Annotated in this window: 15 protein-coding genes, 1 tRNA gene and 1 pseudogene; 10 read left to right on the top strand and 7 right to left on the bottom strand. The window is 61.0% G+C overall.

Annotated features, from left to right (window positions below; genetic code table 11):
• Both LQK84_RS23435 and LQK84_RS23440 read left to right on the top strand, forming a co-directional pair.
• Nucleotides 1-169 (top strand): annotated as a pseudogene (locus LQK84_RS23435) (IS3 family transposase); the annotation flags it as partial.
• Between the two features lie 7 nt (nucleotides 170-176).
• Nucleotides 177-863: a tyrosine-type recombinase/integrase gene (locus tag LQK84_RS23440; RefSeq protein ID WP_230831224.1), complete on the top strand. Its 687-nt coding sequence runs from the start codon at nucleotides 177-179 to the stop codon at nucleotides 861-863.
• A gap of 14 nt (nucleotides 864-877) precedes the next feature.
• On the opposite strand, the gene LQK84_RS23445 is transcribed toward LQK84_RS23440, so the two are convergent.
• Nucleotides 878-953 (bottom strand) — tRNA-Ile (locus LQK84_RS23445).
• A gap of 275 nt (nucleotides 954-1,228) precedes the next feature.
• On the opposite strand from LQK84_RS23445, the gene LQK84_RS23450 reads away from it, so the two are divergent.
• Nucleotides 1,229-1,951, top strand: coding sequence for an SIMPL domain-containing protein (locus LQK84_RS23450; protein WP_230831225.1), 723 nt, complete (start codon nucleotides 1,229-1,231; stop codon nucleotides 1,949-1,951).
• A 130-nt stretch (nucleotides 1,952-2,081) separates the two neighbouring features.
• Here LQK84_RS23450 and LQK84_RS23455 read toward each other — a convergent pair whose 3' ends face one another.
• A complete protein-coding gene (locus LQK84_RS23455) occupies nucleotides 2,082-2,453 on the bottom strand; it encodes a hypothetical protein (protein ID WP_230831226.1) in 372 nt (123 codons plus the stop codon).
• 240 nt (nucleotides 2,454-2,693) lie between these two features.
• Between LQK84_RS23455 and LQK84_RS23460 the strand changes: the two genes are divergently transcribed.
• Nucleotides 2,694-3,161: a heme-degrading domain-containing protein gene (locus LQK84_RS23460; RefSeq protein ID WP_230831227.1), complete on the top strand. Its 468-nt coding sequence runs from the start codon at nucleotides 2,694-2,696 to the stop codon at nucleotides 3,159-3,161.
• Nucleotides 3,162-3,166: 5 nt separating this feature from the next.
• The gene (locus LQK84_RS23465) at nucleotides 3,167-3,811 is read left to right on the top strand and encodes an MliC family protein (protein ID WP_230831228.1); all 645 of its coding nucleotides are present in this window, start codon (nucleotides 3,167-3,169) and stop codon (nucleotides 3,809-3,811) included.
• Between the two features lie 33 nt (nucleotides 3,812-3,844).
• On the opposite strand, the gene LQK84_RS23470 is transcribed toward LQK84_RS23465, so the two are convergent.
• From LQK84_RS23470 to dnaG, 4 genes are all read right to left on the bottom strand, one after another.
• Nucleotides 3,845-4,177: a DUF6665 family protein gene (locus LQK84_RS23470; protein WP_230831229.1), complete on the bottom strand. Its 333-nt coding sequence runs from the start codon at nucleotides 4,175-4,177 to the stop codon at nucleotides 3,845-3,847.
• A gap of 24 nt (nucleotides 4,178-4,201) precedes the next feature.
• Nucleotides 4,202-5,140: a DUF930 domain-containing protein gene (locus LQK84_RS23475; protein ID WP_230831230.1), complete on the bottom strand. Its 939-nt coding sequence runs from the start codon at nucleotides 5,138-5,140 to the stop codon at nucleotides 4,202-4,204.
• 117 nt (nucleotides 5,141-5,257) lie between these two features.
• Complete coding sequence (gene rpoD / locus LQK84_RS23480) at nucleotides 5,258-7,306, bottom strand: RNA polymerase sigma factor RpoD (protein WP_230831231.1); 2,049 nt, start codon at nucleotides 7,304-7,306, stop codon at nucleotides 5,258-5,260.
• Between the two features lie 379 nt (nucleotides 7,307-7,685).
• Nucleotides 7,686-9,695, bottom strand: coding sequence for a DNA primase (gene dnaG, locus LQK84_RS23485; RefSeq protein WP_230831232.1), 2,010 nt, complete (start codon nucleotides 9,693-9,695; stop codon nucleotides 7,686-7,688).
• A 164-nt stretch (nucleotides 9,696-9,859) separates the two neighbouring features.
• Between dnaG and LQK84_RS23490 the strand changes: the two genes are divergently transcribed.
• From LQK84_RS23490 to LQK84_RS23505, 4 genes are all read left to right on the top strand, one after another.
• The gene (locus LQK84_RS23490) at nucleotides 9,860-10,153 is read left to right on the top strand and encodes a BrnT family toxin (RefSeq protein WP_230831233.1); all 294 of its coding nucleotides are present in this window, start codon (nucleotides 9,860-9,862) and stop codon (nucleotides 10,151-10,153) included.
• Complete coding sequence (locus LQK84_RS23495) at nucleotides 10,116-10,448, top strand: BrnA antitoxin family protein (RefSeq protein WP_230831234.1); 333 nt, start codon at nucleotides 10,116-10,118, stop codon at nucleotides 10,446-10,448. Before LQK84_RS23490 ends, LQK84_RS23495 begins: the two co-directional genes overlap by 38 nt.
• A 126-nt stretch (nucleotides 10,449-10,574) precedes the next feature.
• Entirely contained in the window at nucleotides 10,575-11,543 is a 969-nt protein-coding gene (locus LQK84_RS23500) for a VOC family protein (RefSeq protein WP_230831235.1), read from the top strand.
• Between the two features lie 108 nt (nucleotides 11,544-11,651).
• Nucleotides 11,652-12,077, top strand: coding sequence for an Ivy family c-type lysozyme inhibitor (locus tag LQK84_RS23505; protein WP_230831252.1), 426 nt, complete (start codon nucleotides 11,652-11,654; stop codon nucleotides 12,075-12,077).
• Nucleotides 12,078-12,142: 65 nt separating this feature from the next.
• Here LQK84_RS23505 and LQK84_RS23510 read toward each other — a convergent pair whose 3' ends face one another.
• Nucleotides 12,143-12,592, bottom strand: coding sequence for a GatB/YqeY domain-containing protein (locus LQK84_RS23510; protein WP_230831236.1), 450 nt, complete (start codon nucleotides 12,590-12,592; stop codon nucleotides 12,143-12,145).
• Nucleotides 12,593-12,916: 324 nt separating this feature from the next.
• Between LQK84_RS23510 and carA the strand changes: the two genes are divergently transcribed.
• Nucleotides 12,917-14,131, top strand: coding sequence for a glutamine-hydrolyzing carbamoyl-phosphate synthase small subunit (carA, locus tag LQK84_RS23515; protein ID WP_230831237.1), 1,215 nt, complete (start codon nucleotides 12,917-12,919; stop codon nucleotides 14,129-14,131).

A 14,131-nucleotide genomic window follows, 5' to 3' on the forward strand; every position in this document is an offset into this window, starting at 1 on the left:
CCGGCCACACTCGTCGCTCGGATACCAGACCCCGGCAGCCTATGCCGGGACAATCGCCGCAACCAGCTCCAACGCTGCGCAATGTGAAAGCTACGCGTTTCCGCCGGTTGCTCAAGCCGCGCCGTTTGGCGTATCAAAAACCGCCGAGGCTCTAATCGCAGCCGGATGAAAGTTCAGTGGCAGGTCAGCTCTTCAAATGGGCACGGACGAACAGCCATATCGAGGTGGACCCGACGTTGGGAGTTGAACGTTTGAAGGTGGCAAGTTCAGATGGCTTTCCAATTTGGACAATTGAGGACATTCATGCCTTCATGGAGCGTTGGCCCGTCGGCACACGCGAACGGCTAGCCTTAGAAATACTTATAGCATCTGGATTACGGCGCTCGGATATGGCCTTGGCAGGACGCCAGCATATGAGGGACGATATTTTCTCGATCAAAACAGCGAAAACCAAAACACAAGTTACGATGCAGCTTTCGGATAGAGTTCTGGGAATGATCGGGCAGACAGAAACAGGTGATTTCGCATTCATTGTCGGCAAGCATGGCCGCCCTATGACGAAAGAGTCTTTCGGAAATTGGTTCGGTGAAGCGTGCCGTGCTGCCGGTGTCAGCAAAAGTGCCCATGGCCTTAGAAAATTTTCTGCAACTCTAGCCGCTGAAGCTGGGGCTACGACACACGAGCTGATGGCTCAATTTGGTTGGGTTACCGTTCAGCAAGCTGAGTTGTACACCAAAGCAGCCGACAGATCGCGGTTGGGCAAGAAAACATCGCGCGTCATCGCGGAACAGATCGAGACCATACTTCCCCCGCACCTCATCGAAGGTACGGGCGAAAATAAGAAAAACAAAGTTAAATCATAAGGATAAGAATTGAGTGGTGGGCCCGGAGGGACTCGAACCCCCAACCAAGCGGTTATGAGCCGCCGGCTCTAACCATTGAGCTACAGGCCCTCGCCGAGACGTGATCGGCGGTGCGGCGGACAATGGTGATCCGCAGCGCGTCCCGATTAAACGAATTCGCCCCGCGCGGCAAGCGCTCGCCGCATTTGCCACACAATCGGCAGACACATCTTCTCAACGTTCCTGCGCCAGGCGGGCAAGGTCTGCTGCGGGCCCTTGCGCCGATCCGCACGGGAACAATGAGGGAGTTTCGCAGCGGGTCACAGGCCTGCCGCGCATCGCGAGCCAAGGCGGCCTTTTGCGGCCGCTACAACTGGAGGATCACAATGTTTCATAGACATACGCTCATGACCACTCTCGCCGCTCTGGCGCTCGTCTCGGCCGCACCGGCGGCATGGGCGTCCGAAGAGACGGCCCGCATCACGGTCACCGGCGAAGGCTCCGTCTCGGCCGCACCCGACATGGCCATCATCAATTTCGGCGTGCTGAAAAGCGCCGCCACAGCGCGCCAGGCGCTGGACGATGCGAACAAGGCGCTCGCCGAGGCGATTGCCGATCTCAAGGCCAAGGGGATTGAGGCGCGCGACCTGCAGACGTCGGGCTTCTCCGTGTCGCCGCAGTTCGACTATTCGGCCAAGAACGGCACTGCCCCCAAGCTCACCGGCTACCAGGTCTCCAACATGCTGACGGTGCGCGTGCGCGATATCGCCTCGCTCGGCAAGGTTCTGGATGACGCGGTGACGAACGGCATCAATTCCGGCGGGTCGCTGAGCTTTGGCAACAGCAAGCAGAAGGATCTCGTCGCCGACGCACGCAAGGCCGCGGTTGCCGATGCGATCACCAAGGCGAAGGCCCTGACGGAGGCCGCCGGTGTGTCGACGGGCGATATACTTAACATCGCCGAAGAGACGTCGATGGCTCCGCCGGTGCCGATGGTGCGCATGGCCATGGCCAAGGAAGCGACCGACAGCGTGCCGGTCGAAGCCGGCGAGAGCGACTACCACGCCCGCGTCACCGTCACCTTCGCGATCAACCAGAAGAAGCCCTGAGGCATTTCGGCAGGGCGGGGACTGAGATATGTCCCCCGCCCGTCGCCCGACAAGCAAAACCGCCGCGCTCCGGAAGGAATGCGGCGGTTTCAGATTTCGAAAGGCAGGATTTCTGCGCTCGGTCACCCGATCACAAAGGCGGGCAACCCGGAACGTTGGCGAACTGGATCTGCCGAATACGACGGCCAACCTGACCCTCGACAATCACGCGGCGCGGCGTCACGCGAACGACTTCCGGATCTTCAAGACCCATGCGCCAGGCGCGGCGCATCGCTTCACGCTCGCTGCAGCCATAACCCGGCGGCGGCGGGGGCGGACGGCGGTAGAAGTCGCGACCACCCTCGTAATATCCGCCCGGCGGCGGCGGCGGCGGGCGACGATAACCCGGGCCGGCGTCGAAACCGAAATAGATGCCATCAGCCATTGCGGCGACCGGCGCAATCGACACACCCCCCACGCCAATCATGGCAGCAAGCAATGCTCTTGTCAGAACCTGTTTCATTTTTCTTCTCCGTAGAAGCCTTTGCCGGCCTTCACATTCAAACATCTTCGGCTGTCTGGATAAATACCCCCACCCGGATGAATGTTCCCCGAATCGGCCGTTCAGACGCCATTCATCTTTCTGAAACACTAGCAGATACTCCAGCCTTTGAGATATTTTTGAGGCGACAAACAGCGCGAGAAAGCCGTTGCACCGCCAAAAACCGGCGCTATGCTTCGGGCAGAAGCATGGGAACCGAGCATGTCGACAGCAGAATTGATTGAGCAGATCAGGGACGAAGAGGCGCGGCTGGTTTTCCGCGCCTTCAGCGAGGCCGAGGCGCTTGAAATCGGGATGGCGCTTGTTGCGACCGCCAGGGTGGAAGGCGCGCCTGTCGTGATCGACATCCGCACGCCGGACAGAACCCTGTTTCACGCCGCCCTGCCCGGCTCAGCGCCGGACAATGACGAATGGGCCAGACGCAAGTCGAACACGACGCTGCGCTATCACAAGTCGTCGCTCGCTATCGGCGAGGCATTGCGCCAGAAGGGTCGCGTGCCAGGCCCGGAAATCGGCATCGACCAGATGAACTATTCGCATCATGGCGGCAGCTTCCCGGTTCGCGTCGCAGGCACCGGCGTGGTGGCCGCGATCACCGTCTCGGGTCTGGCACAGACGGAAGATCATTCCATGATCATCAAGGTTCTGAAGGATTATCTGAAAGGCTGACCGTCGTGCATGTGTTGATCCGGATCGGGCTTCTCGCGCTCCTCGCTGTATCCGCTACGCAAACCACCTGGGCCGCTTCAGAGCCGAAGGAACCCACCTCCGACACGGCAAAACCGTCGTTCGATTGCGCGACAGCCCGGAATGCGATCGAGGAATTGGTCTGCAGGGATCCCGAACTGGCGGAACTCGATGTCAGGCTGGCCTCCGTCTTCGAAAGTGCTTTGAAGAAGGTGGAGGCGATGCCCAACACCGCGCCGGAAATCCGGCACATGAAAGCCTATCAGCTTCGCTGGTCGCGCGAGCGCAACGAATGCGCCAGGAGCAAGGACGCGAAGGAATGCACGGCGGAAAGCTATCGCTATCGCATTGCCGACCTGCAGGCGCGCTTCTTCCTCGTCAGCAGCAAGTCGCCCTCCGTCTACATGTGCCGCGACAATCCGAAGAACGAGCTGATCGTCACCTATGTGGAAAGCGATCCCGCCACGGTTCGGCTGGATCATGCCGGCAAGACGGTCATCACCTTCAAGGACGATGAGGGAGACGGAAAGCGCTTCGTCAATCCGCAGGGCGTCAGCTTCGAGGTCGAGGGAGACATGGCGCTCGTCACCTGGCCCAGGGGCAACGAATTCGAGTGCATCCAGCGCAAGTGAACGCGCGGCCCGAAAGCCCGGCCGCGCCGCCGTTCAGGGCGCTGACTTCGGCGCAGCACCCAGCCGCGTCAGCACCTCACCCGGAATGCCCATCTCGCGGATGATCAGGCGGTGGTCCCTCAGGCCGCAGAGTTCGCGCTGCACGAAATAGGCCCAGACCGCTTCGGCCGCCACAGCAAGGGCAGCCTGCCGGTCGTCGCCCTCCGCCACGGCGAGCGCTGCCAGCGCCTTCTCCACCTTCCGTCCCTGATGGCCGAGCGAGGACGCGCTTTCGGAAAGCGCTTCAGCCTCGAAATTCGATAGCGCTCCATCGAACTGCCCGCTTCGGGAAAGACGCGCGATCTCGCGCGGCATGCGTAGCGACATGTCTCGCCTCCTCTTCAGGCCGCTTCAGTTTTCCGGAAAGCGCCGCGCCTTCCACTCGGACTGGGGAACGCGGTCACCGACCTTGAACGAGAAGGAAACAACCTTGAGCCCGCCATCGTCAACCTCACATTGGAAGCTGACATCATACCAATCCGAGGGCGTTCGAAACGCAGCCTTCGGGACATCCAGCACATTGCCGAAGCGAAGCCGGTAAGCTGGCAGCATGAGCGGATTGTAGCGGGGCGTCGCATGGCGCAACTGCTCGCGCAGCTCTGTCGCGCAAAGCTGGCCGACACGCGTCTCGCGCGGCATGTCGCCCATGGCCATAACAGCGGCCTGACCGCCGACTGCCGCATCGGAATAGAGCTTGCGCGCCTTCTTCAATTCAGGCGCGTCGGCGGGCTTCGGCGTCGCCGCCTTCTCCTCGACCGGCTTGCCGGCGGCCGCAGCAGACGCAGCCTCCTGTTGCTCCAGCGCCTTCAGGATATCGGGAACACCCGGCAGATCGTCCTTCGGCGGCTCCTTGGAGGCCTCCTCCGTCACCGCCTTCGGTTCCTCCGCTTTTGGCGCGTCGGGCTTCTTGTCAGCCAGCTCGTCTGTCGCATCCTTCTCACCTTCGGATGCACTTCCATCCTGCTGCGACGGCCCCTGATCCTTCTGGCCAAACTCGAAGACCGGGCGCAGCGTCGGCACAGGCACGTTTGCCGGCTGCTCGGTCTTGGCCTCTTGCTGCGGCGGTGGCGGAGGTGGTGGTGGAGGCTGATCAGCCGCCTTCTCCTCCGGCGGCTTCGGCGCATCCTTCTCCTGCACGATATCCACCTTCACCGCCTCGTCCTTCGGCGGTTCGGGCTTCGTTTCCGGCAGTTTCAGGAAAAGCAGGGCGGCAATGACGGCATGCAGGACCGCGGACGTAACAAACGCCCATCCTTTCCCCCGCTTCGGCACGTCCAGCACGTCATCCATTTTTCCTATGTAGGGTGGATTCGCGGCAGGATCGAGAGGAGAAAACCGAATCCCGATGCATCAAATGAAAAGGCCCGGAACTGTGTCCGGGCCTCCATGTCTTTCCTGCCGAAAATCTCAGCTGTCGAGGAACGAGCGCAGCTTGCGCGAACGGCTCGGATGCTTGAGCTTGCGCAACGCCTTCGCCTCGATCTGACGGATACGTTCGCGGGTGACCGAGAACTGCTGGCCGACTTCTTCGAGCGTGTGGTCGGTGTTCATGCCGATGCCGAAGCGCATGCGCAGCACGCGCTCTTCGCGAGGCGTCAGCGAGGCGAGAACGCGGGTCGTCGTTTCGCGCAGGTTCGCCTGGATGGCGGCGTCGATCGGCAGAAGCGCGTTCTTGTCTTCGATGAAGTCGCCGAGGTGGCTGTCTTCTTCATCACCGACCGGCGTTTCGAGCGAGATCGGCTCCTTGGCGATTTTCAGAACCTTGCGCACCTTTTCGAGCGGCATGGCCAGCTTTTCGGCCAGTTCTTCCGGCGTCGGCTCGCGGCCGATTTCGTGCAGCATCTGGCGCGAGGTACGAACGATCTTGTTGATCGTTTCGATCATGTGCACCGGAATGCGGATCGTGCGGGCCTGGTCGGCGATCGAACGGGTGATCGCCTGACGGATCCACCAGGTTGCATAGGTGGAGAACTTGTAGCCGCGGCGATACTCGAACTTGTCGACCGCCTTCATGAGGCCGATATTGCCTTCCTGGATCAGATCGAGGAACTGAAGGCCACGGTTCGTGTACTTCTTGGCAATCGAGATCACGAGACGAAGGTTGGCTTCCACCATTTCCTTCTTGGCGATGCGCGCTTCGCGCTCGCCCTTCTGAACCATGTGCACGATGCGGCGGAATTCGATGACCGAAATGCCGGTTTCCGTGGCAAGGTTCTGGATCTCGGAGCGCAGGTCGCGGATCGAGTTGTTTTCTTCGCGGGCAAATTCCTTCCAGCCGCGCGCGGCCAGATTGGCGATCGACTTCATCCAGTTCGGATCGAGTTCGGCGCCATGATAATGCTGCAGGAAGTCCTCGCGCTTGACGCCGTAGGATTCGGCCAGACGCAGCAGCTTGCCCTCGTTCTGCACGAGACGCTTGTTGATGTCGTAAAGCTGCTCGACCAGCGCATCAATGCGGTTCTGGTTGAGCGACAGCGACTTCACGGCCGCGATCAACTCGTCCTTCAGTTCCTTGTAGCGGCGCTCCTGAGCGGTGGACAGCGATGCAGTCGCGGAAAGGCGCGCCTCCACCTGCTGGTCCTGCAGCTTGCGCAGCTTCTTGTAGGTCTCGGCAATGAGGTCGAGCGTCAGCATGACCTGCGGACGCAGCTCGGCTTCCATGGCAGCAAGCGAAAGGTTGGACTCGTCTTCGTCCTCTTCCTCTTCTTCCGGAGCAAGCCCCTCGCCGCCGACATTGGTGATGTCGTCGTCATTGGCCGCAGAGCGGGCGCGCTTGGCCTTGTCCTTCTCTTCGGCAGCCTTGCGGTCCGCCTCGATCTTCTCGGGGCTCTGGAACTGCGGAGCAGCCTTGGCTTCCGGACCGGAATAGGTGGTTTCCAGGTCGATGATTTCACGCAGCAGCGTTGCGCCGTCGTTCAGTTCGTCGCGCCAGATGATGATGGCCTGGAAGGTCAGCGGGCTTTCGCACAGCCCCTGGATCATCGTTTCTCGGCCAGCCTCGATGCGCTTGGCAATCGCGATTTCGCCTTCGCGCGACAGAAGCTCGACCGAGCCCATTTCGCGCAAGTACATGCGCACCGGGTCGTCCGTCCGGTCGGTCGGCTCTTTCTTCTTGGCGGTGGCCAGCGCCGTGCTCGCGCTCGACGTCACAAGGCCGCCTTCGCTCTCGTCGTCATCATCGGCCGAAGCGCTGCCGGCATTCTCATCGACTTCTTCGTCTTCGACGACGTTGATGCCCATGTCGGAGAGCATCGCCAGAATATCTTCGATCTGCTCCGAGCTGACTTCCTCGGACGGCAGAACGGAATTCAGCTCGTCCATGGTGACATAGCCGCGCTTCTTGGCGACCTTGATCATCTTCTTGACGGCGTCGTCCGAAAGATCGAGAAGCGGACCATCTGTTGCGCCTTCGCGTTCAGATTCGGCTTCTTCGTTCTCTTTGACTTTCGTTACCATGTATCCGTCGCTTTCCTGTCACGTCTCAATTCGCCAAGCCGGACGAGAGGCTGACCGAACGGCTCTTGAAAGAGTCGCGTCGCCCCCGTATCTGTCTTGAGCTAGCGGAAGACCATTAAATCCTGATTAACCACGAAAGCCCTCTTCTCGTAGCTGCCGTTTCGGCGCATACGCAAGATGCAGGCATTCAAGCTGATTGACCAATACCACCATTTCCGATCCCGAAGGTGATTCCCACAATTCTCCGGGCAGTCAAGCATTTTGCCGGAAAAATCTGAAAAAACACCAAAAGCGGCAAAATCCAGACCTTGCGGGACAGTCTCACCTATTTGGGGAGTGCGCGCAAAATTTCAAGGCGCGGGAAAAGCTGCGAATCACTTCAACTGCCGACTGCAGGCCCCTTGACCCGCCCCGACAGCACACCGAAGCCATCGATGATGGCCTCCTGGTTTTCCAGCCGCGCCGCCTCCGCCTGAACCTCGCGCAACGCCTGCATCAGCCCAACGATGTTGCGGTCATCATCCTTTTCGATCGCCTCGGTGATTTCCCGCTCGAGTTCGCCGATCTGTTGACGCAGAACGCGGGTGCGCTGATGCAGCGCAAGAACCTGGAGGAACGCCTCGCGCGCGTCCTCTGAAGCCGCCTGCTCCGTCGCCGTCCACAGCCGCGCATTGCGCACCTGCTGGTCGAGAAGCTTCAGAAGCGTCGAAAAGCCCTGCGCCTCCAGGCTGACGATCAACGCCTCGCGGCTGAATTTCTGCGAGCCGGTCATGGCGGCCTCGGACAACACGGCCGAGCGCAGCTTCTGAATATCGCGGTTCTCGAAATCGAGATCGGCGATGTGGTCGTACTCGTCGATCAGGATCTGCGGATGGTTGATGATGGTCAGCGCCAGCACCGCCTCGCGCAGCGTCGGCACGTCCTGATGGCCCCGCACCATGCCCGAACGTGCCAGACTGTCGGAAATTCCGCCAACACGGCTGCTGGCCTGAGAACCGCGCTGGGCGCCCCCGCCCCGCTGGAACCCACCACCGCCGCCATTGCGACCGCCACCGCCACCACCGCTGGAGCGCCAGTTGCCGCCATCGCGCTGTTGCGGCTGGAAGAAGGCGTTGAGCTTCTCCCGCATCGCCTGCTGGTAATGACGGCGCACGCTCTCGTCTGCAATGACATTGGTGATCTGCCTGAGCCGCGCTTCCAGTTCGGCGCGCTTTTCGGGCGTCGAATAGCTGCCCGACTGTGATTCCCGCGTCCAGATCATCTCCGCCAGCGGCTTCGCCTGCGCCATGACGCGGTCAAACGGCGCGCGGCCGTCAAGCTTCACCAGATCGTCCGGGTCCTTGCCATCGGGAAGTAGCGCGAAGGATACGGACTTGCCCGGGCCAATGAGTGGCAGCGCCAGATCGGCGGCACGATAGGCGGCGCGCAAACCGGCACCATCGCCGTCGAAGCAGAGAACCGGCTCCGATGTCATCTTCCAGAGAAGCCCAAGCTGGTTTTCGGTGAGCGCCGTACCGAGCGGCGCCACCGCATTCTCGATGCCCGCCTGATGGAGAGCGATGACATCCATGTAGCCTTCGACGGCAATCACCGTCGTTGCCCCGTTCGCGCCTTGCATCGCCTTTCGAGCACGCGAAAAATTGTAGAGCACATCGCCCTTGTGGAAGAGCTCGGTGTCATTGGAATTCAGATATTTCGCCATCGCATCCGGCGACATGGCGCGCCCGCCAAAGGCGATCACCCGGTCGCGGGAACTCAGGATCGGGAACATGATGCGGTCGCGGAAACGGTCATAGGAGACCGGAATGTCCGGCCCGTGCACGACAAGCCCGCAGGCCTCGATCTGCTCCTTGGGAACACCCTTCCCCGCCAGATATTCCTTCAGCGCGTTGCGGCTTTCCGGCGCATAGCCGAGCCGAAAGGTCTCGATCGTCCGCCCCGTCAGCCCGCGATCGCGCAGATAGGCGCGCGCCTTGGCGCCATTGGCGCTCTGCAACTGCTCCTGGAAGAAGGCCGTGGCCAGCTCCATGACGTCCATCAGCGTCGTGCGCTGCTCATCACGCCGCGCCGCTTCCGCATCCGGCTGCGGCATCGGCACGCCGGCGAGCCCGGCGATCTGTTCGACGGCTTCCGGGAAACTGATCCCTTCGAGATCGGTCAGGAACCGGAAGTGATCGCCCGTCACCCCGCAGCCGAAGCAATGGTAGCGACCCTTGCGATCCTCGCAGTGAAAGCTCGGTGTCTTCTCGCCATGAAACGGGCAGCAGCCCCAATAGTCGCCGCGCGCCGCATTCGTCTTCTTGCGATCCCACGCAACGCGACGCCCGATCACGGCCGAAATCGGCACGCGATCGCGTATCTCGTCGAGAAAGCCCTGGGAAAAGCGCATGGAAACCTCTGGTCAGCCCATTGGATATAGATAGGATCACCGGCAAGCGCCAGACGTTTGCAAGGTCATGCCCATGATCCACAGCATTGACTTCATATGCCATTGTATATACAAACGTCATAGAAGCGCAGGAGTGCTTGGCCCCGTCTGGAGGAACCGAGCATATGCGCATTGAAACCCAACCGTTGACATCCTTCACATGGAACGATGAAAAACGCCTGGCCAATATATCCAAGCACGGTATCGACTTCGAAGATGCTGCCGTCGCCTTGCAGAGACCGCGCGTCGAACGTCCCTCAGATAGAAATGGCGAAGTGCGCGTTCTCGCAATATGCCCTGATACGAACCACCTGATTGCGGTGGTCTACACCATGAGGGGCTCGATTTGCCGGATCATCTCGGCACGGAGAGCAAGGAAAAATGAGCAAGCACTCTACGACACATATCACAATCGATGAGATTTTGGCCAAGCGAGCCCGAGGCGAGAAAAGCCTGACCGACTGGGCTCGCGTCGATGCAATGACCGACGAGGATATCGAGCGGGCGGTGCGCGATGATCCGGACTGGGCGGAGTTCATCGATATCGACTGGTCCAAGGCAGAATGGGTCATTCCGGTTACGAAGAAATCCATCTCCATTCGACTTGATGAAGACGTGATCGATTTCTTCAAGGCGAGCGGCAAGGGCTATCAGACGCGCATCAACGCCGTGCTGCGGCACTACATGAAGGAACAGGGGCGCAAGCAGGGATAGATCGCGCGATGAACAATCGAATGCCCATTGTTCATCAGAGAAGAACGATTCATCCATTCGGCGCGATCTATGCCGAAGCCCTTCGGAGGCCCATATAAAGGTCATAGAAACCGCAGGATCACCCCCATGGCCTCCTCCTTCGACATGACCCGCCGCGCCGCGCTCCACGTTCTGGGCGCAACCCCGATCATCCTGGGGGCAGCGGCCCCGACATTCGCTGCGCCCTACAAGCCGTCCTTCGCGGTCAGCACCCCGATCCATATCAACTCGGTGACGCTGCGCGTTCGCGACATGACGGTTATGACCGCCTTCTACAGCCAGGTCCTCGGGCTTGCCGTTCTCTCAGCCGATGCCGACCGGACGATCCTTGGCGCGGATGGCGTGGCCCTGGTGACGCTTCTCAACAAGCCCAACGATACGCCGGACGACCCCTCCACCGCCGGCCTATACCACACTGCATTCCTCATGCCCGACCGCAAGGAACTCGGCCGCTGGCTGATCACGGCCTATGTCAACGGAGTCCCCTTCACCGGCTTCGCGGACCATTCGGTTTCCGAGGCCCTCTATCTGGACGATCCGGAAGGAAACGGCGTCGAGGTCTATGCCGACCGGCCGCAGGAAGGCTGGACATGGAAGTCCGACGGCCAGGTGAAGATGGGTACGGACGAACTGAACGTCGACGACCTCGTTGCCGGCCTGCCGCGCGACAGCAAGCTGCCCTACTCAGCACCCGCAGGCTTCCGCATCGGCCACGTCCACATGCGCGTTGGCGATACCGCGCTGGCACGCGAATTCTACGTCGGCGCCACCGGCCTCGACATGACGGCGCTGATCGCGAACGAAAGCGCCGCCTTCTTCTCGAATGGCCGCTATCATCACCATGTCGGCTCGAATGTCTGGCAATCGCGAGGAGCCGGCAAGCGTCCGGGCGACATGTCGGGTCTCGAAACCGCGGCCTTCACGGTGGCGCCCGACCTGATGGAAGGCCTGCGTTCTCGGCTGAAGAGCCATGGGACCGACATGGCGGAGGAAGGCAGCACCGTCGTCGCGCTCGACCCGTGGAACACGCCGATACGCTTCGTTCCGGGCGCTTGAACACACTCGGCTGGAAACGCACGCCGCGAGCGAAAAGCGCTTGCGGCGAAACCAGACCAGTGGGATAAAGTCACGTTGAATCAAAGTCCAAACGGAGACCTCCGCTTGATGCGCCTCGCCCTGATCGCCGCCGCTGTTTTGATGACGGGCTTCCATGCCCAGGCAGAGGACGTCAAGTTCGCGCCGACCGATGCCAAGAAGCCCTACCTGATGGACGCCCTGAAGGACAAGTCGATCCGCGCGCCGGTCGTTGCGCTGATCACCCGTGAAGAATTGCCCCACTGGGCCAAGGGCATCATCAAGAACCGCAATTACACCGCTCAGCCGGTGCTGACGACCATCTCGCCGCTTCCGGGCACGGACGTCTACAATGCCTGCGAAGCGCATAATTGCAGCGACAACCGGATTTCGATCCTGATCACGCCACACAAGCACCATGCCTACGCCCTCCTCAAGGAAGGCAAGACGCTGCGTTTCGTCGGCGGCCCGAAGGCACAGCAGCAGGCCATTCTCAGCGCCGCCATGGGCAAGTAAGACGCCTGAGCCCGCTTGTCGGGGAACGGTAAGAGCCGCATCCCCGACAGGTGAACGCTATAGGCTTACTTCAGCAGGTCCTTGAGGATGGCGGACGCCTTGGCGAAATCCATCTGGCCGGGATAACGCTCCTTCAGAAGCGCCACGCACTTGCCCATGTCGCGCATGCCCGCAGCGCCCGTCTCGGCGATGACGGCAGCGCAGATTTCCCGCACCTTCTCTCCCGAAAACTGTTCCGGCATGAAGCTGCGGATGATCTCCATCTCTTCGCGTTCCTGGTCGGCGAGATCGGCGCGGCCGTTTTCGGCATAGATCTTCATCGATTCTTCGCGCTGCTTGATCATCTTGGCGAGAAGCTGAAGGATATCCTCGTCGCTCACCTGCTCAAGTTCAGGCGTACGCATGGCAATGTCGCGGTCCTTGATCGCGGCCATGATGAGACGGACGGTCGCAAGCCGCCGCGTATCCTTGGCCTTCATGGCATCCTTCATGGCTTGTGAAAGCGTCGCACGCATCGTTTTGTCCTCGTCAGTGGCCGTGAAATGAAAGATTTTCCGGCAAGCCTCGCGGCGTCCGCAGGCCTCTCTCAATCCCGGTATTTGTGGATTTTTCGAACCGCTACTTAAGCCTTCGAACGCCGCCGATCAAACAAAATGAATAATCGATTGAAAAGATTGGTCTTTTAAAACGGGGAATCGTCCCTCCAAAGGTTGACCCCACGGGGCACCCACACTATTTTCCCGGCCTTAGCACAAAGACAGATGGATTTCGCTTCCGCGGCGCAGGCAACTGCGATCCGCGCGTTTGCTGCGAAAACCGCAAACCGCTGGAGAAAAGCCATGGCCGCCACCGCCCCCTGGACGACTGAAAAGCCGACCGCCCTTCTGGTTCTCGCCGATGGAACGGTGATCGAAGGCAAGGGCATCGGCGCCACTGGCCATGTCCAGGCCGAAGTCGTCTTCAACACGGCGCTCACGGGTTACGAGGAAATCCTCACCGACCCCTCCTATCTCGGCCAGATCGTCACCTTCACCTTCCCCCATATCGGCAATGTCGGCACCAATGAGGAAGACATCGAAGACCTGACGCCCGCCGCCCGCAAGGGTGCCGTCGGCGTCATCTTCAAGGCCGACATCACCGACCCGTCGAACTACCGCGCCGTCAAGCATCTCGACCAGTGGCTGAAGGCCCGCGGCGTCATTGGTCTGTGTGGCGTCGACACCCGCGCGCTCACCGCCTGGATCCGCGAGAACGGCGCACCGAACGCTGTCATCGCCCACGACCCGTCCGGCAACTTCGACGTTGAAGCGCTCAAGCAGGAAGCCAAGGCCTGGAGTGGCCTGATCGGCCTCGACCTTGCCATTGAAGCCACCTCCGGCCAGTCCTCGCGCTGGATGGAGCGTCCCTGGGTGTGGAACGAAGGCACGAGCGAACTCGGCGAGGCAGAAGCCCGCTATCACATCGTCGCCGTCGATTACGGCGTGAAGCGCAACATCCTGCGCCTCTTCGCCGGCCTGGATTGCCGCGTCACCATCGTTCCGGCCAAGACCTCGGCCGAAGACATTCTCGCGCTGAACCCGGATGGCATCTTCCTGTCGAACGGCCCCGGCGACCCGGCGGCGACCGGCGAATATTCCGTGCCGGTTATCCGCAAGCTGATCGACAGCGGCCTGCCGCTCTTCGGCATCTGCCTTGGCCACCAGATGCTCGCTCTGGCGCTCGGCGCCCAGACCGAGAAGATGCATCAGGGCCATCACGGCGCGAACCACCCGGTCAAGGACTTCACGACCGGCAAGGTGGAAATCGTTTCGATGAACCACGGCTTCGCAGTCGCGTCGAAGTCGCTGCCGGAAGGTGTTGAGGAGACTCACGTTTCCCTCTTCGACGGCACCAATTGCGGCATCCGCGTCGTCGGCAAGCCGGTCTTCTCGGTGCAGCACCACCCGGAAGCCTCGCCCGGCCCGCAGGACAGCCACTACCTATTCCGCCGCTTCCTCAACCTCGTGCGCGAGCGCAAGGGCGAGCCGGCGCTGAACGAACGCAGCGCCGCCTGA

This window comes from Rhizobium sp. C4 (assembly GCF_021026315.1).
GTDB lineage: Bacteria > Pseudomonadota > Alphaproteobacteria > Rhizobiales > Rhizobiaceae > Ensifer_A.

Bases quoted from the DNA above. Each gene is read 5' to 3' on its own strand.
- LQK84_RS23450 (WP_230831225.1), top strand. From the start codon at position 1,229: ATGTTTCATAGACATACGCTCATGACCACTCTCGCCGCTCTGGCGCTC.
- LQK84_RS23455 (WP_230831226.1), bottom strand. From the start codon at position 2,453: ATGAAACAGGTTCTGACAAGAGCATTGCTTGCTGCCATGATTGGCGTG.
- LQK84_RS23460 (WP_230831227.1), top strand. From the start codon at position 2,694: ATGTCGACAGCAGAATTGATTGAGCAGATCAGGGACGAAGAGGCGCGG.
- LQK84_RS23470 (WP_230831229.1), bottom strand. From the start codon at position 4,177: ATGTCGCTACGCATGCCGCGCGAGATCGCGCGTCTTTCCCGAAGCGGG.
- LQK84_RS23475 (WP_230831230.1), bottom strand. From the start codon at position 5,140: ATGGATGACGTGCTGGACGTGCCGAAGCGGGGGAAAGGATGGGCGTTT.
- rpoD (WP_230831231.1), bottom strand. From the start codon at position 7,306: ATGGTAACGAAAGTCAAAGAGAACGAAGAAGCCGAATCTGAACGCGAA.
- dnaG (WP_230831232.1), bottom strand. From the start codon at position 9,695: ATGCGCTTTTCCCAGGGCTTTCTCGACGAGATACGCGATCGCGTGCCG.
- LQK84_RS23490 (WP_230831233.1), top strand. From the start codon at position 9,860: ATGCGCATTGAAACCCAACCGTTGACATCCTTCACATGGAACGATGAA.
- LQK84_RS23495 (WP_230831234.1), top strand. From the start codon at position 10,116: ATGAGCAAGCACTCTACGACACATATCACAATCGATGAGATTTTGGCC.
- LQK84_RS23500 (WP_230831235.1), top strand. From the start codon at position 10,575: ATGGCCTCCTCCTTCGACATGACCCGCCGCGCCGCGCTCCACGTTCTG.
- LQK84_RS23505 (WP_230831252.1), top strand. From the start codon at position 11,652: ATGCGCCTCGCCCTGATCGCCGCCGCTGTTTTGATGACGGGCTTCCAT.
- LQK84_RS23510 (WP_230831236.1), bottom strand. From the start codon at position 12,592: ATGCGTGCGACGCTTTCACAAGCCATGAAGGATGCCATGAAGGCCAAG.
- carA (WP_230831237.1), top strand. From the start codon at position 12,917: ATGGCCGCCACCGCCCCCTGGACGACTGAAAAGCCGACCGCCCTTCTG.